Genomic DNA, 19,519 nt, shown 5'->3' with positions numbered 1-19,519 from the left:
GTACCGCCGCCCACCGGCGGCCCCCACGGTCTGTGCTCTCGGGAGGACCTGCCATGACCGCCAGTCTGGAGCAGTTGCGACGCTGCCACTTCGCCGTCGACCTGGGAGCCGCCCGGACCCGCGTCTACGTCAAGGGCGCCGGCCTCGTGGTCGACCAGCCCTCCGCCGCCGCCGTGAACACCCGGACCGGCGCGCTGATCGCGGTCGGCGAGTTCGCCGAGAAGATGACGGGCCGTACGCCCGACTACATCCGCGTCGTCCGGCCCGTCTCCGGCGGCACGGTCGTCGACATCGAGATGGCCCAGCGCATGCTGCGGCACCTGCTCGGCGACAAGATCCGCCGCGCCCTGCGCCGCAAGCCGTTCCTGCGGGCCGCCGCCTGCACCCCGCACGACGCCGACCCGCTCGCCCAGCGCGCCACGATCGAGACGCTGGTCGGGCTCGGCGCCCGGCGCGTGGAACTGGTGGACACGCTCATCGCCGCCGCCGTCGGCTGCGGGCTGCCCGTGGAGCGGCCCGAGGCCACCATGATCATGGTGTGCGGCGCGGCGGCCACCCAGGTCGCCGTGCTGTCGCTGGGCTCGATCGTCACGGCCGAGCGCATCCCGGTCGGCGGTGAGGCCGTCGACCACGCGATCGTGCAGCACCTGCGCCACCAGCACGAACTGATGCTGCCCAGCCAATCCGTACGGCCCCTGCAGCTCGCCCTGTCCGGCAACGGGCTCACCCCGCACGGACCGGCCTCCACCGAGATCCACGGACGGGACGTCGCCACCGGCCTCGCCCGCTCCGTGCAGGTCGACACCGCCGCCGTACGAGACGCCATCCAGACCCCGCTCACCGCCGTCCTCGACGGCATCGGCAAGGTGCTGCGCGACTGCCCGCCCGACCTGGTCGCCGACCTCGCCGACCGCGGGATCACCATGGTCGGCGGCACCGCCCTGCTGCCCGGGTTCGACCAGATGCTGCGGCAGGCCACCGGCATGCCCGTGCACATCGCGGAGCGGCCCGACATCTGCGCGGCCCAGGGGCTGGGCGCCATGCTGGAGGGCAAGATCGAGCCGCTGGTGCTCGACCCGCTGGCCACGTGAGCGATCCCCTGCCACCGCTGCTGGAAGCCGTTCTCGCCGTCGGCACCGACCTCGAACTGCGCACCACCCTCCAGCACATCGTCGACAGCGCCGCCGAACTGACCGGCGCGAGCTACGCGGCACTCGGCACCAAGGACCCCGGCCGGGACGGACTCGCCGAGATCCACACCGCCTCGGCCCCGCCGCCCGCGCCGGACGCCCTCGACGTGCCGATCCGCGTGCAGGGCGCGGAGTTCGGGGAGCTGCACCTGGCCGGCAAGCAGGACGGCACCCGTTTCACCGCCGAGGACGAACAGGTGCTGCACGTCCTCGCCGTCCAGGCCGGCATCGCCATCGGCAACGCCCGGCTGTACGAGGCGGCCCGGCAGCGGGAGCGGTGGATCGAGGGCGCGGCGGCCGTCACCACCGCCCTGCTGACCGGCGAGCGGACGGCGAACGCCCTGATGACGGTCGCCGAACGCGCCCGCGTCCTGGCCGACGCCGCCGCCGGCGTCATCCTGCAGCCCACCGAGGAGGGCGGCATGGAGATCGTGACCGCCTCCACGCACGACGACCCGGGCGACATCGTCGGTACGACCATCCAGCCGGGCAGCCCGGTGCTGGTTCAACTCCTCGGCGGCGAACCGGTGTTCATCGACGACTCGGCGACCGACCCGAGGATGACGACCCATGTACGGCACCGGTTCGGGCCCAGCATGATGCTGCCGCTGCGGGCGGAGGGGCGGCTCATCGGCACCCTCGCCCTGCCCCGCCGGCGCGGCGACCGCCCGTACACCTCCGTCGAGCGGCTGCTGGCCACCCAGTTCGCCTCGCAGGCCGCGCTCGCCCTCGTCCTCGCCGACGCGGCGTACGGCCGCGAACGCCTCGCCGTCTACGAGGACCGCGACCGCATCGCCCGCGACCTGCACGACCTGGTGATCCAACGGCTGTTCGCCACCGGCATGATGCTGGAGTCCACCCGGCGCAAGGGCCCGGCCGACGACGAGGTGGGCGCCATCCTGGCGCGTGCCGTCGACCAGCTCCAGTCGACCGTCCAGGAGGTGCGCACCGCGATCTTCGCCCTCCAGCAGCCGCCCGCCGAGGCGCCGGCCACCTTCCGCGGCCGGGTGCTGAGGGAGACGGCGGGCGCGGGCGCGCTGCTGGGCTTCCAGCCGTCCACGCGCTTCACGGGCGCCGTCGACGCCCGCGTCCCGGACCCGGTCGCGGGCCACCTGCTCACCGCCCTGCGCCGCGCCCTCGCCGCCGCCTCCCGGCGCCCCGGCGTCTCCCGTATCGAGGTCACGGTCGACGCGACGGCACGCCTGCCGGACGGACGGGACGCCGTACGGTTGACGGTCACCGACGACGGGGAGGGCGAGGGCGCGGGTGGCGGCTCGGAGAGCTCAGACGGCTCGGACAGCTCCGACAGCTCCGACAGCTCAAACGGCTCAAACGGCTCGACGGTGATCTGGCAGGCGCCGCTGTGAGACCGATCGCGCGGCTCAGAGCGCGAACCAGCAGCGGATCGCGGTGCCCTCCGGGCCGGTGTGCACACGGACCAGGTCGGCGACGAGGTTGACCAGCAGCAGACCCCGGCCGCCGCGCCGGTCGCGGGGGGCCGGCCGGCGTCCGGCCAGCGGGTCGGTGAGGTGGCCCTTGTCGCGCACCTCGCACACCACGTGCCCGTCCTCGGCCCACACCCCGAGCGTGCCCGAACCCCCGCCGTGCACCACGCTGTTGGTGGCCAGCTCGGCGACGGCCAGCGTCAGGTCGTCCAGGCGGGCGCCGCTCAGGCCGAGCCGCGCGGCCTCGTCGGCGGCCATGTGGCGGGAGGCGGAGAGCGAGTCCGCGTCGAAGCGGATCTCCGGCACGTCCGGCGCGGGCGGCAGCGGCTCGTTGTAGCGGGCGACGACGTCCCCCGGCGCGTAGGCGTGGCTCTGCTGCTCCCGCCCGTCGCCGGCGTAGCGCAGTGTGGGGTGCGTGGCGTGCGCGTCGGCGATGATCCGCGGGTCCAGGCGCCGGGTGTCGTACGGGCACAGGATAGTCGCCGCGCGACCCTGGAAGGCGGCGTTGATCAGCGCCTCGTGCTGGACGCAGGCCGGGTACTCGGTGACCGAGCGGCCGGCCCAGATCGGCTCGCCGATGATGCTGACGCGCTCGGCGGTGGGGTGGGCGTCGGCGAAGGCGCGCAGCACGCCGGGGATGATCCGGCCCGGGTTGCGCCCGGCCTGGCGCATGTCCAGGAACCGTACCGATCCGGCGGCCTCGCCGAGGGCGTCGCGGATCAGGCGCAGGTTCTCCTCGGGGACGGCCACCGCGACCGGTTCGCCGGCCGTGAGCGCGGCGCGGACGAAGGGGACGGTGCCGCTGAGGTAGCTCTGCTCGTCCTCGTAGAAGAGGGCGGGGTGCACGAAGGGGTCCGTGGCTGCGCCGTCCATCACGTCCGCGCTCATGACAGCGACACCTCGATCCCTTCGTGGTCCGGCCAGAACAACCCCAGTGCCCGGCGCAGGGTCGTCGGCGGCCGGTACAGGAGGAGACGCCGTCCGTCGTCGAGACGGTTCGCGGCGGCCGCGAGGGCTCCGGTGCCGGCCACGTCGACGAAGGTCACGGCGGACAGCTCCAGCCAGTACACACGCGAACTCCAGTGCGCGTCCACCGCCCGGTCCAGTGCGCCCTGCCACACGGCGCGGGTCGCGAGCCCGACCTCACCGGTCATCCGCAGGCCCGGCCGCCCCTGCCAGGGCACCACGGTCAGGCCCCCGGACCCGCCGCGCGTTCCGGACACCCGGTGCGCTCCGGACGGCGTCGCCCGGTCGTGGTCGCCCACACCCTCTCCCGACTGTGCGTACGTCTGCCGACTCTCCTCGTTCCTCCCGGTCACCTTCCCGCATTCTCCCCGCGTGAACGCCTCCCCCCGCGCCGAATGCGCCATTCCGCGGGACGGCGTGTAGCGCGGCCCACTGCGGGCAGGTGCACTGTCAGCACCGCCAGGCCCCCGCGGAGCGCAGTTCGACCCACCGTGTCGGTGCCCGGCGGCGATCGATGACTCAACGTCGTGACGACAGTCGGGAGCAGCGAGGCGGACCATGACCTCAGCGGCACACACATCTCGGGCGGGACGACTGAACACCCTGGTCATCGAGGCCCAGCTGGCCGACGGACAGGCACTGCTCATGCCGCGCGGGGAACTCGTCCACGGTTGCGCGCACACCCTGTCCAGGACACTGACCCAGCTGCCGGTCGAGCCCGACCGCGTCGAGCTGGACATGTCCGGCGTGGTGTTCATGGACACGGCCGGCCTGCAGTTCCTGGACCTGCTGCAGGCGTACGGCGATCTGCACCGCGTTCCGGTGCGCACGCGGAACTGGAACGGCCAGCCGCGCCGCATCCTGGAGCTCGCCGGCCTCGACGCCGACGCGCCCCTGCGCTCCCCCGTCCGGCACCCGGCCCCCGAACCGGGGTCCCCGCCGCGGTCCGCGGTGGCCCGGGAGCGCGCGGAGCAGCTGCGGCTCCTTCAGGAGGAGGTCGAGCAGCTGCGGCACGCCATCGTCTCCCGGCCGGTGATCGACCAGGCGCGGGGCGTGCTGATGGCCACCCAGTCCTGCACCTCGGACGAGGCGTGGAACATCCTGCGGGAGGCGTCCCAGCTGTCCAACACCAAACTGCGCACGGTGGCCGCCGCGGTCACCGCGGTCACCGAGACGAACGCCCCGCCCCCGCCGCCCGAGGTGCGCAGCGCGCTGCGCCGGGCGATAACCCACTGCCTGCACTGAGGCGACATCCCGCTGCCCGCGCCGAGACGGCGTCCCGCTGCCGGCACCGAGCCGATGCCTCACTCCTGCCCTGAGCCGTCACGACGGTGCGCTCCGTCAGTCGCCCTCCGGCTTGATCCAGTCCGGGTCGGCCCACAGGGTGCGTCCGGCCAGCTCCGGGTGGTAGCCGGGGTGCCGTTCGCGGCGCAGACGGACGCTGGAGTGCAGGACAGCCGCCGGGGGCACGGGACGGGAACGCCGGCCGACGAGGACCCACAGCGGGCCGTTGTGGTGGACGGGCGCCTCGGCGAAGGCCTCGGTCACCGCGGTCTGCTCGGCGTAGGCGTCCTCGCGGAAGTCCAGCTCGTCGCGGACCCCGTCGGTGATCCACTTCAGCGCGATCGTGGAGAGCAGCGGATCGCCCGGGGCGTGGTCGAAGGTGCCGCCGACGTCGCAGTGGACCCCGGCGAACCACACCTCCTCCGCCGTGCTCTCGCCGGTCTCCGGGTCGGGCTCCCGGGGCCGGACCAGGAACTCCCGGTAGGGCCGCCGTTTCTCGTCCAGGGAGACGGCGTGCCGGATGCGGGCCGCGTTGGGCAGGGAGTGGGTGTACGGCCAGCGCAGGGTGCCCAGACGCAGGACGCCCGCCGCCTTCACGGTGTCCCAGACGCCCAGGTAGGCGACCGGCAGGGCGTGGTGGGAGACCTGGCGGGGGTCGTTGCGCTTGACCTGCGGCCACAGCGGCTCGTCCTCGGTGCGCCGGCAGAAGGCGTGCGAGAAGCGGGCGACCTGCTGCTCGCTGCGGTCGATGTCCTGGTTGAAGGCGTACCTGGCGACGGCGTACGGCACGAGGTTCTCCGCGCCCGGGCGCATCAGCCCGGGCTTGTTGAGCATGCCGACCAGCGCACGGGCCGTATAGGCGCCGCGGCTGAAGCCGAAGACGTACACGGCGTCGCCCGGCTGCCAGGTCCGCATCAGGTACGTGTACGCCTCGGCGAGGTTGGCCCGCAGGCCGGCGCCGAAGGCGAGGCCGCCGAGCCGGGACAGCCCGCGGCCCAGCGGCCCGCGCGCGGTGGCCGCGGCCATGGTGCCGACGCCGGGGTCGTAGTAGAGCAGCTGCCCGGAGGGGTCCTCGCTCTCCAGCATCTCGTACAGCCGGACGACGTTGGTGGGGTTGCGGGCGCCGACCTGGTTGGCGGTGCCGTCGAGACAGACGACGATCTTGCGCGGCATGACGGCTCCCCGGCTAGCGGCGGCGTCGCAGCGGGCCGGAGGCGGTGCGCGCCCCGGGCCGTATCTGCTGCTGGAACGCTTCGAGGGCCATGGGGCTGTCCGGCGGCAGCACCGCCATCACCCGGCGCCGCTGCGCCTCGGCCAGGGCGTCGCCGGCGGGGGTGCCGTGCCGGGCGTGGACGATGCGCAGATGTCCGTCGCCGGAGCCGCGGGGGGCGACGGGGACGACGCCCGCGTGGGTGCCGTCGGGCAGGGTGACCCACAGGTTGAAGTCGTCGTAGCGGAAGAAGTCCGCGCCCTTGACCGGCCAGGGGTAGTGGTGCTCGCCGGCCGCCTTGGGCAGGATGCCCTGGTGGTGGGGCCTGGCCAGCGGCACGCACGAGTTGAACAGGCAGTCGGTCCAGGCGGCCACCCCGTCCGCGTCCTCGATGGGCGTCTCCAGCAGCTTGCGGGCCCGCTTGTAGCCGAGGGCCTCCAGCGCGGGGAGCGTCTCCGGGAAGGCGGCGACCAGGTCCGCGGCCTCCCTGCGCAGCCGGTCGATCTTCGCGGGGTCGGCGCAGAACTGCATGCTCCACTCGATGCCGACCCGTGCCCGGTACATCCGCCAGCCGCCGTCGCCCTTCACCCACAGGCTCCCGCCGTGGTGCATCTCGTAGGGCCCGGGCCCGTACGGCAGTTCGTCCTCCCCTTGCTGTTCCCTCATCTCGTCCAGGATTCTCCCCGCCGTCTGCTTGGCGGCGCGGAACTGTGCGGACTCGAACCGCTTGGGGTGCTTGACCAGCTGTATCTCCCAGGGGTGGCGTTCCTTCTCGGTGCCGCCCAGGGGAAGGTCCGCGTGGGTCGCGGTCCCGGAACCGGAGTCAGCCATGGCCGGCCTCCTTCTGCAGAACACGGCCCCGCGAACCCGGTGCGCACACGGGCACCGCTGCTCTCATCGTCCTCCTGCGACCCGGTTTTCGCAGAAGGAGAGGAGGGGATGGGAGGGGATGGCGGGGTGGGCTGGACGAGGTCCTGGTTGGCGGCCGGAAGCCGCAGCACACTGGAGGCGCACCGGCGATGCCCGACCGGGTACGCCCGGGGCCGACGCCGAGGAGGAGCCATGCGTCTGCGCCTACGTCCGCATCCCGCGCGGACCGCTCCCACGGTGACCGCCGTCCGCTGCCGCGCCGCCCACCTCCTCGCCCGCCGGCTGCGCCGCCCGGCCCCGGCCCGCCCCTCCCGTCCGGCCCAACTCCGCGCGCTGGTCGCGGTGCTGGACGAGGCGGTGCGCGCGCAGACCCCGGCCGACGCGGCGGTGGCCGCGTGCGGCGAGCCGGGGCCGGTGTCGCGGCAGACGGCACAGCTGTGCGGGCGGCAGAGCATCGCACTGCACCGGCTGCGCACCCGGTTGCAGGACCTGCAGATCACCGACCCGGAGCTGGCCTCGGCGCGGGCCCGGGCGGCCTGCCTCCTCGCCTACGACCTCTGGATGCTGCGCGAGTCCCTCAACCTCGCCTTCACCCTCCGCCCCGACTCCCGCACCGAGGCGACCCGCCTGCGCCTCAACGGCCTGGGCCGCCACGCGGACGAACTGCGCCTGCTGCGGGACGCGTTGCGCGCCCAGGCCGAAGCGTCCGGCGCCTGAACCCCACGGCACTTTCGCGCCCTGCCCTCCGGCACGACGACTAGGGCACCACTCCGTGCACGCACAGTGACCCACCCCTTCGCGCGCGCCATACGACTTCGCCAGCGGTTCTTCCGTCCCTGTGCCGAGCCTGTGAATACGCTCCGTGGCGTATGGCCGTCGCGTGGCCGGCGCGAGACCGTGGACGCTTCGCGAACGGACCACGGGGGACTGTCATGGCGCGTCCGGTTTCTGCTGCGCCCGTCCGGCGCATCGCGGCGATCTTCGTCACTCTCGCTCTGGCGCTCGGCCTGACGGCGGCGGCCTGCGCCCCGGAAGCGGTGGCCGTGGCCGGCGAATCCGTCGGCTACATCGCGGAGTCGGGCTTCGTCCGAGGCGCCGTCGCCTCGGGCGAGCGCGCTCTCGCCCGCGAAACCCTGCACAAGGGCGGTGAGTACGCCGGCGGCACGGTCGGCCTGTACGGCGGCAGCCTGAAGAGGTCGACCTGCGACGTCCGACGCCTCCTCACCTTCCTGAAGAATCCCGCCAACCGGAAGAAGTCCGCGGCCTGGGCGCAGATCCTGGGCCTGTCCCCGGACCGGATCGGGCACTTCCTCCTGCACGAGGTGACGCCGGTGCTCCTCGGCAACGACACCCTCGTCCGCAACCACGGCTACGACAAGAGGAAGGGCAAGGCCAACGGCTACGACTCCGTGCTGGAGGCCGGGATGGCCGTGCTCGTCGACATCCACGGCGTACCCGCCGTCAAGTGCAACTGCGGCAACCCGCTGACCACGGCGAAGACGGACATCGACGTCAAGATCAAGGTCGAGTTCAAGGGCAGCGGGAAGTGGCGCTTCGACAAGAAGCGGATGGTGAAGGTCAAGAAGAGCGACGTGCGCCGCAAGAGCCTGGTCCTCGCGGACCCGGACCATCCCGACGCCGACATCGTGCGCCAGGTGGGCGCGGACGGCTGGGCGGCGGACCGGACCGTGCCGGCCACCGTCACCGTGCCCGACCTGGTGGGCCAGTCGGCGGACGCGGCGAGCGAGCAGCTGCGGCAGCTCGGCCTCCAGCCGGTCACCGAACCCGACCCCGAGTCCGACCAGCCGGAGGGCACCGTCACCTCGACCGACCCGGCCGCCGACAGCACGGTGGCCCCCGGCTCGACGGTCACACTGAGGGTCGCGGCGGCCTCGGCGTCGCCGACGGCCGGGGCCGATCCCTCAACGGACCCGTCCCCGGACCCGGACACGTCCTCCACGGCGACCGGTGACGTGGACGGCGGGAACAGCGGGTACGGGGAGAACGGCGGGGACGGAGGCAACGGCGGAGACGCAGGGAACAGCGGCGCCCCGGCAGCCGACGGCACGAGCACGGACGGCACCTGACCGGACGACCCGCCGCCCGCTCCCACGGAGCCACAGGTCGAAACGGTTCTCCAGCAGAACCACGAAGTGGGGCGGGTGGGACTCGAACCCACGGCCGACGGATTATGAGTCCTTGCGGGTGTTTCGCTCCCGTCTGGATTCCTTCCCTGATCTTCCTGTTTGTGCAGGTCACAATGGTGACGACTGCCGCTTCCTGCTCGGGTCTTCCTGATCGTTACCGATCCTTCCATCCACTGCCTGTCCACTACCGGCCCACCGTGCAGCCCTCCGCACGGCTACGGTCCCCTCTCCTCTGATGACGGCCCTGCGGCACCCGCCCGGTGCGCCATGCTTGGAGGCCGTACGGCACAGCACGTCTCGCCCAGCGTGTCGGCGTGAAGCGCGGCGTTTCCCCAACGAGGTGCACTGATTTGAAGTCCGGTAAGTCGACCCTCGCAGCATGGCTCCACCGCCTCGACGCCGAAGACTTGGAGCAGGTACTCGCGGCACGGCCGGATGCCGTGTCCCCGCCGGAGCCCCGCTCTGTAAGCGAACTGGCCGAACGCCTGCAACGCCCGGGCTCGGTTGCCCTCGCGCTGCCCCGACTCACGCTGCCCGCCCTGCAGACAGCCGAGGCACTGGCGGCACTGAGTGCGCCGGCCTCTCGGGAGGTCCTGACGGACCTGCTGGAGGCGACGGAGGACGAGACCGCACGCGGTCTGGAAGCGGCGCTCCAGACACTGTCCACGTATGCGCTGGTCTGGCCGGACAGCGAGGGAACACTGCGCATGGCCACGCCCCTGCGGCAGGCGTGGGACACGCCGCTCGGACTGGACCAGCCGCTGGCGACGCTGTTGAAGGACACGGCCTCCGAGGAGTTGCGCCGCATGCTCACGGCTCTGGACGTGCGGCCTCCCGGCACCAAACCGCAGCGCCTCACGACGCTCGTGGAGCACCACAGCGACCCGGCACGCGTCGCCGCGGTGGTCGCACAGGCACCGGCCGAGACCCGGAAACTGCTGGAACGCAAGGCGGACCCCGCATACCGACCGCAGGCATTCGTCCTCTTCGGGGGGCAGGACGCCCCCGAACCAGGTGCACGCTGGGCGCTGGAGCGGGGACTGCTGGTCCAGGGGCGATACGGCTACGGCCCTGTACGGATGCCCGCCGAGGTGGCGCTCGCGCTGCGCGGGCCAGGCTGGCATGCTCCGTTCGACCCCACGCCACCCATCACACCTCTGGTACCCGTCTCCCCGGCGGAGGTCGACAGTGAGGCGTCCGCCGCGGCCACGGCCTTCGCCGATCACGCCGCCTCGGTCCTGTCGGTGTGCGCGACGACTCCGCCCGCCCGGTTGAAGTCCGGCGGCGTCGGGGCCCGCGAACTGGCCAGGATCGGCAAGGCGGCACGATGCGAGGAGCCCTTCGTACGCCTCACCCTTGAGACGGCGTGCAAGGCCGGTCTCATGGCCCGTGACGGGGACAGGGTCGCGACGACGGACACCTACGACATCTGGGCCGAGTCGGAGCCCGCAGAACGACTTCCGGTATTGCTGCACGCTTGGTGGGCACTTGGGCTCACCCCCTCGCAGGCCCGGGACAACGACAACAAGGTGCTGCCCGCCCTGGCCGGAACCTCGTCCTGCACCGGCTGTCTCCAGGCCCGGAAGGGGCTGCTCACCGCCGCTTCCCGGCTTCCGGCCGGACAAGGCGCGAAGAACGCAGCCGAACTTGGTCCTCTTGCCCACTGGTCGAGGCCGCTCGCCGAGGTGCTGCTACAGGACGCGACGCCGTTCGCCACCGTGATCCGGGAGGCGGAGCTGCTCGGTGTCCTCGCTCGCGGTGCGCTGTCCCCGATCGGCGCCGCTCTGCTGGCTGAAAGCACCGAGGAACTGGCCGCCGCCTGCCACCGCTTGCTTCCTGCCGCCACCGTGACGGCCCGCTTCGGCAGCGACCTGACCGCTGTCGTCACCGGCACGCCCGCCGCGCGCCTGGTCACGCTGCTGGACTCGGTCGCAGACCGGAAGACCGGTGGCACGGCCTCACTGTGGCGGTTCAGCCCGGCGAGCGTCCGCCGCGCCCTGGACGCCGGCCGCGGGCCGGACTCCATCGAGGCCGACCTGGCTGCCGTCGCCATCAACCCGCTGCCCCAGCCCCTGTCCTATCTGATCACGGACACGGCACGCAGCCACGGCCGGATCCGCATCGCCTCGGCCGCCTGCGTCATCCACAGCGAGGAACCCGCCCTCCTCACCGAGATCGCCGCCCACCGCAAACTCTCCAAACTGGGCCTGAGGCACCTTGCCCCGACCGTCCTCCTCAGCCGCACCCCGCTGGAGAAAACCCTCGCCGCACTGCGGACCGAGGGATACGCGCCGGTCGCGGAGACAGCCGACGGAACCGTGCGCGTCGAACGACCCCGCAGCCCCCGGGTGACCGCGCCGGTACCGCCCCCGCGCAGAGCGGTCAGCTGGCCCAACACCTCATCCCGTACGACCGCACCCCCGAAGCAGGTCGAGCTGGCCGCGCTGGCCGTCCGACTCGCGGGCGCCCCACTGGCCCACCCCGCCCCCGACCCCTGCGACGGCATCCCCTTCGCCACCGATACCGAAGAGGTCATCGCCGGATACGCGACCCAGATCCCCCACGCCGACGTCCGTCAACTCGCCCACGCCGTTGACAGCGGGACGGCGGTCACCATCGAGTACGTCGCCACCACGGGCAGCCGCACGATCCGCACCATCAGCGGCCTCGACCTCGACCCTCCGTATCTATACGCCTGGTGTCATCTACGCGACGCGGAGCGGGTGTTCACCCTGTCTCGGATTCATGGGGTGATGCCCCCGGCGTAACGCCAGGGCGGCGTGCCAAGGCGTGCGAGGCGGCCGTACCCCCTCCTGGGGGCGTCAGCACTCGCGTTCCGGCTGTTTCGCTGGGACACCGAATGAGCGGCACCGTCCGTCGCCGACAGCCCAGGGTAGTAACATGTACTACATGGAGACCACTGCTCGCGAGTTCAACCAGAAGTCCTCGCAGATCCTTGCCGCCGCGGCCCGTGGCGAGACCGTCACAGTCACCAAGAACGGCACCCCTGTGGCTCGGGTCGTACCGATAGGCGATACCGACATTCCCCCGTACCCGACCGACCCCATGGGGGACCTCGACCTGCCCGACCTCGGCCTGCCCGACCTCACCGACGACGAGATCGAGGACACGCTCAAGGGGATGGGCACGTGACCCTCGTCGCCATCGCCGATACCAACGGCCTGTACCGCCTGCTCGACCCGAACCTCACCGGACACCAGGAGCACAAGAAGGCCCTGGCAGCGACCAGCCACCTGGTCATCTCCCCCCTGGTTCTGGCCGAACTCGACTACCTGATTGCGACACGCGCCGGAGCCCGCAAAGCCCTGGCGGCGGCCCGGTTCATTGAACGCAACGTAGCGACGCGCCGATTCGAGGTACCGCCCGTCAGCGCACACCTGAGCGCGGCGATCGCTGTCGCAGAGGGGTACGCCGACGCCGACGGCGGAAAAGGCATCGGACTGACCGACGCCATGAACGTCGCTCTGGCCGCCGCCTACCGCACCGACGCCCTCCTCACTACCGACCATCACTTCCGCATGGTCCGCCCCCTGACCGGCCACCCCGCCTTCCGGCTCCTACCCGACGACCTGTAGGCCGCCCCCCTGGCGCGACACCCAGCACCAACACCAGCACGTCGGTGCGGCGTGGCGCAGCCGCCTGTGCCGTAGCGCAGCGAAGATCGCGCCCGCGCCGCATCCGCACCGCTATCCATCTCGCCCGCCGCGGTGCCCGCTCCGCGACAGCCGCTCGGCCCTGGCCGTCACGGGCGCCGTCAACATCCGCTGCGCCGGTCAGTGCCGTCCACAACCGGGCGCCGGGATCACGTTTCGACCTGGTGCATGCGGTTCCCCGCCCCCAAGGCCACCTGACGCGCCTCCTGCCCGGATGGGGCAGACACTTCGAGCTTGGACAACCGCTCCGCCGATCCTCTTGGTCCCCGAACCGGCCGTACCGCTCTGCGACCAACTCGACGTCCTCGCGTCCACTGTGCGTCCACTGGATCTTGGACCACAGAGCCGCGAGGTGGCTCCCGGTGCGCCCAGACGCTCATGTTACCGCAGGTCAGGACCCTGCCAGGATCAGCAAGGCGACCCTCCGCGGCTTCCTACAGCACCTCTGAGCAGCGGATCTTCTCCATCGAGCCAGAATTGCGATCTCTCCGCCAAGAAGAGACGTTTCCGCAGAGCAGGGCCTCTTTCTGGTGGGGCGGGTGGGACTCGAACCCACGGCCGACGGATTATGAGTCCGCTGCTCTAACCGGCTGAGCTACCGCCCCATAGCGGCGTGTCGCGTACATGTGTGCGCGCCGTCTGCCGCAGCATAGCCGCTCATACGATCTCCTGCTTCGTAGGGGCGACTTCGCACGCCCTTCAGGACTCCGCCATGACCTGCACGGTTCCCGTGGCGCGCCGCCGGACATGAAAAAGGACCCCTGCGGGGTCCTCGTTCAGCGTGCTCCCCCGACTGGACTCGAACCAGTAACCTGCCGGTTAACAGCCGGCTGCTCTGCCAATTGAGCTACGGAGGACCGAGCTCCCCCGACTGGACTCGAACCAGTAACCTGCCGGTTAACAGCCGGCTGCTCTGCCAATTGAGCTACGGAGGAATGCCTCGTTGCATCGAACGTACCTACCTGGGTATTCGCCAGGGGGCGGGCGCTCGCTGCGACACATACATTAGCGCAAGCAGGGGGGTGCTCCGCCAATCGGTTCCCCCGGCGCCGACCTACACGAGGGAAGGGTGGCCTCCATGCGCTACAAGCTCACGTTCGTCGTCGGACTGGCACTGGGTTACGTCCTGGGCACACGCGCCGGACGCGAACGCTACGAGCAGCTGAAGAAGTCGGCACGCCAGGTGTCCCAGAACCCCGCCGTGCGCAACACCGCCGAGACGGCGGCGCAGCAGGGCCGTGAGTTCGCGGGCAAGGCGTACCACGCCGTGAGCGAGAAGGTGGGCGACCGGGTCCCCGACTCGGTGGCCCAGCGCGTGCGTCAGCTGCGCGACCGCAACGCCAACGGCACGGGCGCGGACGAGTGGGGCACGAGCGACACTTAAGGCACCCCGGGGGCGGCCGCGGTCTCCGCACCCGGCAAAGCCCCCGCACTGCCACCGCGGGCCCCCCATAGAATTTCCGCCATGGGGATAGTCGCCGGGCTGGACAGTTCGCCCGATTTCACTCGCATCGTCGTCTGCGACACGGACACCGGTGCCGTGCTCAGGCAGGGGTACGCCCCCCACCCGCTGGACGGCGACCGCCCCGCCGACGTGGATCCGCAGGCGTGGCTGCTCTCGCTCGGCGAGGCGGCCGGCGGCGGGCTGCTGGAGAGCGTGCAGGCCATCGGCGTGTCGGCGCAGCAGAACGCGGTGGTCCCGCTGGACGCCCAGGGCAACACCGTCCGCCCGGCGATGGTCGGCGGCGACAAGCGCACCCAGGTCGCGGCGGCCGACCTGATCGACGCGCTGGGCGGGCGCGAGGCGTGGGCGCAGGCCGTGGGGTGTGTGCCGCAGGCCGCGCAGCCGGTGACGAAGCTGCGCTGGCTGGCGAAGAACGAACCGGACGCGGCGCTGCGCTCGGCGATCCTCCTGCAGGCCCACGACTGGCTGGTGTGGCAGCTGCTCGGGCGGCCGGTCCGCAGGACGACCGACCGGGGCGGCGCCTCCGGCACCGGCTACTGGTCCGCGGCCACCGGCAACTACCGGCCCGACCTGGTGGAGCTGGCCCTCGGTCACCAGGCCATGCTGCCCGAGGTGATCGGGCCGGCGGACGCGGCCGGTACGACCCCGGAGGGGCTGCTGATATCGGCGGGCACCGGCGAGACCATGGCCGCCGCCTTCGGGCTCGGCATCGGGCTCGGCGACGCGGTGGTCTCGCTCGGCGCCTCCGGGTCCGTCATGGCCGTCCATCCCGAGGCCCTCGTCGACAACACCGGGATGATCACCGCCCTCGCCGACGCGACCGGCATGCACCTGCCCGTCGTCACCACCCTGAACGCCGTACGGACCCTGCGCGGGGCCGCCGAGATGCTCGGGCTGCCCGATCTGGAGAGCCTGTCCGACCTGGCGATGAAGTCCACCCCGGGCTCGCACGGGCTGGTGCTGCTGCCGTATCTGGAGGGCGAGCGGACGCCGAACCTGCCGCACACCGCGGGCACCCTGGCCGGGCTGCGCCGGGAGTCGATGAAGCCGGAGCACTTCGCCCGGGCCGCGTTCGAGGGCATGCTGTGCGGACTCGCCGACGCGCTGGACGTGCTGCGCGGCCGGGGCGTGGAGGTGCGGCGGATCTTCCTGCTGGGGGCCGCCGCCGAGCTGCCCGCCGTGCAGGCCGCGGCGCCCGCGCTCTTCGGCGCGCAGGTCGTCGTACCGCAGCCCGCGGACTACGCGGCGATCGGCGCCGCCCGGCAGGCCGCCTGGGCGCTCGGCGTCTCGCAGGGCACGCTCGACCCGCGCACCCCGCCGCCCTGGCAGGGCGCGGCGGCGCAGGTCCTGGAGCCCGGCGACGAACTGGCGGTGGGGCAGGCGGTGCGTCAGCAGTACGTGTCCGTACGGGACCAGACCCACCCCGGAGCCTTCCGCCCGTAAGACTGCAAAGCGCACTGCTGTCGGCTTAATCGGTTGAGGTAACGCGGGTGGAGTGTCGGACGATAGGAGCCTCGGGCATTCAGCCCGCTCTGTCGCCGACTCCGAGAGACGTAGCGTGCTCATACGACTACTGCGGACCTATCTCAGGCCCTACAAGAAACCCATCAGTGTGCTGGTGCTGCTGCAGTTCCTGCAGACCTGCGCCACTCTCTACCTGCCCACGCTGAACGCGCACATCATCGACAACGGCGTCGTGAAGGGTGACACCGGCTACATCCTCTCCTTCGGCGCCCTGATGATCGGCATCTCGCTGGCGCAGGTCGTGTGCAACATCGGTGCCGTCTACTACGGCGCCCGGACCGCGTCCGCGCTCGGCCGGGACGTGCGCGCCGCCGTCTTCGACCGGGTGCAGTCGTTCTCCGCGCGCGAGGTGGGCCACTTCGGCGCGCCCTCGCTGATCACCCGTACGACCAACGACGTGCAGCAGGTCCAGATGCTGGCCCTGATGACGTTCACGCTCATGGTGTCCGCGCCGATCATGTGCGTGGGCGGCATCGTGCTGGCCCTCGGTCTCGACGTGCCGCTGTCCGGCGTGCTGGTGGCCGTCGTGCCGGTGCTGGGCATCTGCGTGACGCTGATCGTGCGGCGCCTCAGGCCGCTGTTCCGGTCGATGCAGGTGCGCCTGGACACGGTCAACCGGGTGCTGCGCGAGCAGATCACCGGCAACCGGGTGATCCGGGCCTTCGTGCGCGACGAGTACGAGGAGGGCCGGTTCCGGAAGGCCAACGGCGACCTGACCGAGATGTCGCTGAAGACCGGCAACCTGCTCGCGCTGATGTTCCCGGTGGTCATGACGACGGTGAACCTGTCGTCGATCGCGGTGGTGTGGTTCGGCGCCCACCGCATCGACAGCGGCGGGATGCAGATCGGTGACCTGACCGCGTTCCTCGCCTATCTGATGCAGATCGTCATGTCCGTGATGATGGCCACCTTCATGTTCATGATGGTGCCGCGCGCGGAGGTGTGCGCCGAGCGCATCGAGGAGGTCCTGGACACCTCCTCCAGCGTGGTGCCGCCGGCCAGTCCGGTGCGCGAGCTGCGCCGGCACGGGTATCTGGAGATGCGGGGCGCGGGCTTCCGCTATCCGGGCGCCGAGGAGCCCGTGCTCAAGGCGATCGACCTGGTGGCCCGGCCCGGCGAGGTGACCGCCGTGATCGGCTCGACCGGCAGCGGCAAGTCGACGCTGCTGGGGCTGGTGCCGCGGCTGTTCGACGCCACCGACGGCGAGGTGCTGGTGGACGGCGTCGACGTGTCGGCCATCGATCCGAAGCTGCTGGCCCGGACGGTCGGGCTGGTGCCGCAGAAGCCGTACCTCTTCGCCGGGACCGTGGCGACCAACCTGCGCTACGGCAATCCGGACGCCACCGACGAGGAGCTGTGGCACGCGCTGGAGGTGGCGCAGGCCAAGGACTTCGTCTCCAGGCTGGAGGGCCGGCTCGACGCGCCGATCGCGCAGGGCGGCACGAACGTGTCGGGCGGTCAGCGCCAGCGGCTCGCCATCGCGCGCACGCTGGTGCAGCGCCCCGAGATCTACCTCTTCGACGACTCCTTCTCCGCCCTCGACTACGCCACCGACGCGGCCCTGCGCGCGGCCCTGGCCCAGGAGACCGCGGAGGCGACCGTGGTGATCGTCGCCCAGCGGGTGGCCACCATCCGGGACGCCGACCGGATCGTCGTCCTCGACGAGGGACGGGTCGTCGGCACCGGCCGTCACCACGAACTGATGGCGGACAACGAGACCTACCGGGAGATCGTGCTCTCCCAACTGACGGAAGCGGAGGCTGCCTGATGGCCGGGCCGATGGCGCGGATGATGGGGCAGGGCGGCGGCCCCGACAGCCGTTCGATGGACTTCAAGGTGTCGGGCAAACGCCTGCTCGCCCGCTTCAAACCGGAACGCCTCACGATCTACGCGCTGTTGTGCTGCGTGGTCCTCAGCGTCGGCCTCAACGTGGTCGGACCCAAGATCCTCGGCAAGGCGACCGACCTGGTCTTCGCCGGGATCATCGGGCGGCAGATGCCGGCCGGCGCCACCAAGGAACAGGTCCTGGACTCGATGCGGCAGCGCGGGCAGGGCCAGATCGCCGACATGCTGCGCAGCACCGACTTCACGCCGGGCAAGGGCATCGACTTCGGTTCGGTCGGCAGCGTGCTGCTGCTGGCGCTCGGCACGTTCCTGCTCGCCGGTGTGCTGATGGCGATCGCGACCCGGCTGGTCAACCGGACCGTGAACCGCACGATGTACCGGATGCGCGAGGACGTGCAGACGAAGCTGTCGCGGCTGCCGCTGTCGTACTTCGACAAGCGCCAGCGCGGCGAGGTTCTCTCGCGCGCGACCAACGACATCGACAACATCGGGCAGACGCTCCAGCAGTCGATGGGCCAGCTCATCAACTCGCTGCTGACGATCATCGGCGTGCTGGCGATGATGTTCTACGTCTCCTGGCTGCTGGCGCTGGTCGCGCTGGTCACCGTGCCGCTGTCGTTCGTCGTCGCCACGCGCGTCGGCAAGCGGTCCCAGCCGCACTTCGTGCAGCAGTGGCGTTCGACGGGCAAGCTCAACGCCCATGTCGAGGAGATGTACACCGGGCATACCCTGGTGAAGGTGTTCGGACGGCAGGACGAGTCGGCGCAGCAGTTCGCCGAGCAGAACGAGGCGCTGTACGAGGCCGGGTTCAAGGCGCAGTTCAACAGCGGGATCATGCAGCCGCTGATGATGTTCGTCTCGAACCTCAACTACGTGCTGGTCGCCGTCGTCGGCGGGCTGCGGGTGGCCTCGGGCGCGCTGTCCATCGGTGACGTGCAGGCCTTCATCCAGTACTCGCGGCAGTTCTCGATGCCGCTGACGCAGGTGGCCTCCATGGCGAACCTGGTGCAGTCGGGTGTCGCCTCGGCCGAGCGGATCTTCGAACTCCTGGACGCGGAGGAGCAGGAGCCGGACCCGCAGCAGGCCGAGCGGCCCGAGGAACTGCGCGGGCGGGTCGCGCTGGAGCACGTCTCCTTCCGCTACGACCCCGACAAGCCGCTCATCGAGGACCTCTCGCTGAAGGCGGAACCCGGGCACACGGTCGCCATCGTCGGCCCGACCGGCGCCGGCAAGACGACCCTCGTCAACCTGCTGATGCGGTTCTACGAGGTCTCCGGCGGACGCATCACCCTCGACGGCGTCGACATCGCGAGGATGTCCCGGGACGAACTGCGCTCCCACATCGGCATGGTGCTGCAGGACACCTGGCTGTTCGGCGGCACGATCGCGGAGAACATCGCGTACGGCGCCACGCGCGAGGTCACCCGCGGGGAGATCGAGGAGGCGGCGCGGGCGGCCCACGCCGACCGGTTCGTCCGCACCCTGCCCGACGGTTACGACACGGTCATCGACGACGAGGGCACGGGGGTCAGCGCCGGCGAGAAGCAGCTCATCACCATCGCGCGGGCGTTCCTGTCCGACCCGACGATCCTGGTCCTGGACGAGGCGACCAGCTCCGTCGACACCCGGACCGAGGTGCTCATCCAGAAGGCGATGGCCAAACTGGCCCACGGGCGCACGTCGTTCGTGATCGCGCACCGGCTCTCCACCATCCGGGACGCGGACACGATCCTGGTGATGGAGAACGGCGCGATCGTCGAACAGGGCACGCACGAGGACCTGCTGGCGGCCGACGGGGCGTACGCACGCCTGTACAAGGCGCAGTTCGCGCAGGCGGTGGCGGAGGTGGACTGATCATCCGGGGGCTGGTTGCTTTTGGGGGCGCGGGGAACTGCGCGA

The 19,519-nt window shown here is 71.5% G+C and carries 16 protein-coding genes and 3 tRNA genes; 12 read left to right on the top strand and 7 right to left on the bottom strand.

The annotated features are described in order from the left end of the window. The first annotated feature begins 53 nt into the window (after positions 1–53). Positions 54–1,091, top strand: a complete 1,038-nt coding sequence (locus ACYF6T_RS26015) for a rod shape-determining protein (protein ID WP_461699346.1) — start codon at positions 54–56, stop codon at positions 1,089–1,091. Next, positions 1,088–2,557, top strand: coding sequence for a sensor histidine kinase (locus ACYF6T_RS26010; protein WP_461699345.1), 1,470 nt, complete (start codon positions 1,088–1,090; stop codon positions 2,555–2,557). The genes ACYF6T_RS26015 and ACYF6T_RS26010 overlap by 4 nt, the downstream gene beginning before the upstream one ends. A gap of 15 nt (positions 2,558–2,572) precedes the next feature. On the opposite strand, the gene ACYF6T_RS26005 is transcribed toward ACYF6T_RS26010, so the two are convergent. Together ACYF6T_RS26005 and ACYF6T_RS26000 are read right to left on the bottom strand one after the other, a co-directional pair. Then, complete coding sequence (locus ACYF6T_RS26005) at positions 2,573–3,523, bottom strand: anti-sigma factor RsbA family regulatory protein (RefSeq protein ID WP_461699344.1); 951 nt, start codon at positions 3,521–3,523, stop codon at positions 2,573–2,575. Beyond that, on the bottom strand, positions 3,520–3,900 hold the full coding sequence (locus ACYF6T_RS26000) for an STAS domain-containing protein (RefSeq protein ID WP_461699343.1): 381 nt from the start codon (positions 3,898–3,900) through the stop codon (positions 3,520–3,522). Before ACYF6T_RS26000 ends, ACYF6T_RS26005 begins: the two co-directional genes overlap by 4 nt. A 259-nt stretch (positions 3,901–4,159) precedes the next feature. Between ACYF6T_RS26000 and ACYF6T_RS25995 the strand changes: the two genes are divergently transcribed. Further along, positions 4,160–4,846: an STAS domain-containing protein gene (locus ACYF6T_RS25995; protein ID WP_461699342.1), complete on the top strand. Its 687-nt coding sequence runs from the start codon at positions 4,160–4,162 to the stop codon at positions 4,844–4,846. Between the two features lie 96 nt (positions 4,847–4,942). Here ACYF6T_RS25995 and ACYF6T_RS25990 read toward each other — a convergent pair whose 3' ends face one another. Together ACYF6T_RS25990 and ACYF6T_RS25985 are read right to left on the bottom strand one after the other, a co-directional pair. Continuing rightward, a complete protein-coding gene (locus tag ACYF6T_RS25990) occupies positions 4,943–6,058 on the bottom strand; it encodes a DUF2235 domain-containing protein (RefSeq protein ID WP_461699341.1) in 1,116 nt (371 codons plus the stop codon). Positions 6,059–6,071: 13 nt separating this feature from the next. Then, positions 6,072–6,926: a DUF6424 family protein gene (locus ACYF6T_RS25985; RefSeq protein WP_461699340.1), complete on the bottom strand. Its 855-nt coding sequence runs from the start codon at positions 6,924–6,926 to the stop codon at positions 6,072–6,074. A gap of 231 nt (positions 6,927–7,157) precedes the next feature. Between ACYF6T_RS25985 and ACYF6T_RS25980 the strand changes: the two genes are divergently transcribed. The 5 genes from ACYF6T_RS25980 to ACYF6T_RS25960 all read left to right on the top strand — a co-directional run bounded on the left by ACYF6T_RS25980 (position 7,158) and on the right by ACYF6T_RS25960 (position 12,708). Beyond that, a complete protein-coding gene (locus ACYF6T_RS25980; protein ID WP_461699339.1) occupies positions 7,158–7,682 on the top strand; it encodes a hypothetical protein in 525 nt (174 codons plus the stop codon). 215 nt (positions 7,683–7,897) lie between these two features. Further along, on the top strand, positions 7,898–9,052 hold the full coding sequence (locus ACYF6T_RS25975; RefSeq protein ID WP_461699338.1) for a DUF6777 domain-containing protein: 1,155 nt from the start codon (positions 7,898–7,900) through the stop codon (positions 9,050–9,052). A gap of 410 nt (positions 9,053–9,462) precedes the next feature. After that, positions 9,463–11,880, top strand: a complete 2,418-nt coding sequence (locus tag ACYF6T_RS25970; protein WP_461699337.1) for a helicase C-terminal domain-containing protein — start codon at positions 9,463–9,465, stop codon at positions 11,878–11,880. A gap of 142 nt (positions 11,881–12,022) precedes the next feature. Then, complete coding sequence (locus ACYF6T_RS25965; RefSeq protein ID WP_461699335.1) at positions 12,023–12,265, top strand: type II toxin-antitoxin system Phd/YefM family antitoxin; 243 nt, start codon at positions 12,023–12,025, stop codon at positions 12,263–12,265. Further along, positions 12,262–12,708, top strand: a complete 447-nt coding sequence (locus tag ACYF6T_RS25960; protein WP_461699334.1) for a PIN domain-containing protein — start codon at positions 12,262–12,264, stop codon at positions 12,706–12,708. The genes ACYF6T_RS25965 and ACYF6T_RS25960 overlap by 4 nt, the downstream gene beginning before the upstream one ends. 606 nt (positions 12,709–13,314) lie before the next feature. On the opposite strand, the gene ACYF6T_RS25955 is transcribed toward ACYF6T_RS25960, so the two are convergent. The 3 genes from ACYF6T_RS25955 to ACYF6T_RS25945 form a co-directional block, all read right to left on the bottom strand. Further along, positions 13,315–13,391 (bottom strand) — tRNA-Ile (locus ACYF6T_RS25955). A gap of 179 nt (positions 13,392–13,570) precedes the next feature. Further along, positions 13,571–13,643 (bottom strand) — tRNA-Asn (locus ACYF6T_RS25950). 5 nt (positions 13,644–13,648) lie between these two features. Then, positions 13,649–13,721, bottom strand: a tRNA-Asn gene (locus tag ACYF6T_RS25945). A gap of 143 nt (positions 13,722–13,864) precedes the next feature. Between ACYF6T_RS25945 and ACYF6T_RS25940 the strand changes: the two genes are divergently transcribed. The 4 genes from ACYF6T_RS25940 to ACYF6T_RS25925 all read left to right on the top strand — a co-directional run bounded on the left by ACYF6T_RS25940 (position 13,865) and on the right by ACYF6T_RS25925 (position 19,474). After that, the gene (locus ACYF6T_RS25940; protein ID WP_461699333.1) at positions 13,865–14,170 is read left to right on the top strand and encodes a YtxH domain-containing protein; all 306 of its coding nucleotides are present in this window, start codon (positions 13,865–13,867) and stop codon (positions 14,168–14,170) included. An 81-nt stretch (positions 14,171–14,251) separates the two neighbouring features. After that, positions 14,252–15,694 carry an FGGY family carbohydrate kinase gene (locus tag ACYF6T_RS25935; protein ID WP_461699332.1) on the top strand — a complete coding sequence of 481 codons (1,443 nt, stop codon included), beginning with the start codon at positions 14,252–14,254 and terminating at the stop codon, positions 15,692–15,694. A 115-nt stretch (positions 15,695–15,809) separates the two neighbouring features. Next, complete coding sequence (locus tag ACYF6T_RS25930) at positions 15,810–17,543, top strand: ABC transporter ATP-binding protein (RefSeq protein WP_461699331.1); 1,734 nt, start codon at positions 15,810–15,812, stop codon at positions 17,541–17,543. Beyond that, positions 17,543–19,474 (top strand): ABC transporter ATP-binding protein, encoded by a 1,932-nt coding sequence (locus ACYF6T_RS25925; protein ID WP_461699330.1) that lies wholly within the window; start codon positions 17,543–17,545, stop codon positions 19,472–19,474. The genes ACYF6T_RS25930 and ACYF6T_RS25925 overlap by 1 nt, the downstream gene beginning before the upstream one ends. Positions 19,475–19,519 lie beyond the last annotated feature (45 nt).

The sequence above is a fragment of the Streptomyces sp. 7R007 genome, assembly GCF_054850255.1.
This window is presented reverse-complemented; position numbering and strand designations above follow the sequence as displayed.

What these genes read in the sequence shown, in the direction of transcription:
- ACYF6T_RS26015 (WP_461699346.1), top strand. Translation starts at nt 54, where the DNA reads ATGACCGCCAGTCTGGAGCAGTTGCGACGCTGCCACTTCGCCGTCGAC.
- ACYF6T_RS26005 (WP_461699344.1), bottom strand. Translation starts at nt 3,523, where the DNA reads ATGAGCGCGGACGTGATGGACGGCGCAGCCACGGACCCCTTCGTGCAC.
- ACYF6T_RS25995 (WP_461699342.1), top strand. Translation starts at nt 4,160, where the DNA reads ATGACCTCAGCGGCACACACATCTCGGGCGGGACGACTGAACACCCTG.
- ACYF6T_RS25990 (WP_461699341.1), bottom strand. Translation starts at nt 6,058, where the DNA reads ATGCCGCGCAAGATCGTCGTCTGTCTCGACGGCACCGCCAACCAGGTC.
- ACYF6T_RS25985 (WP_461699340.1), bottom strand. Translation starts at nt 6,926, where the DNA reads ATGGCTGACTCCGGTTCCGGGACCGCGACCCACGCGGACCTTCCCCTG.
- ACYF6T_RS25980 (WP_461699339.1), top strand. Translation starts at nt 7,158, where the DNA reads ATGCGTCTGCGCCTACGTCCGCATCCCGCGCGGACCGCTCCCACGGTG.
- ACYF6T_RS25975 (WP_461699338.1), top strand. Translation starts at nt 7,898, where the DNA reads ATGGCGCGTCCGGTTTCTGCTGCGCCCGTCCGGCGCATCGCGGCGATC.
- ACYF6T_RS25965 (WP_461699335.1), top strand. Translation starts at nt 12,023, where the DNA reads ATGGAGACCACTGCTCGCGAGTTCAACCAGAAGTCCTCGCAGATCCTT.
- ACYF6T_RS25940 (WP_461699333.1), top strand. Translation starts at nt 13,865, where the DNA reads ATGCGCTACAAGCTCACGTTCGTCGTCGGACTGGCACTGGGTTACGTC.
- ACYF6T_RS25935 (WP_461699332.1), top strand. Translation starts at nt 14,252, where the DNA reads ATGGGGATAGTCGCCGGGCTGGACAGTTCGCCCGATTTCACTCGCATC.
- ACYF6T_RS25925 (WP_461699330.1), top strand. Translation starts at nt 17,543, where the DNA reads ATGGCCGGGCCGATGGCGCGGATGATGGGGCAGGGCGGCGGCCCCGAC.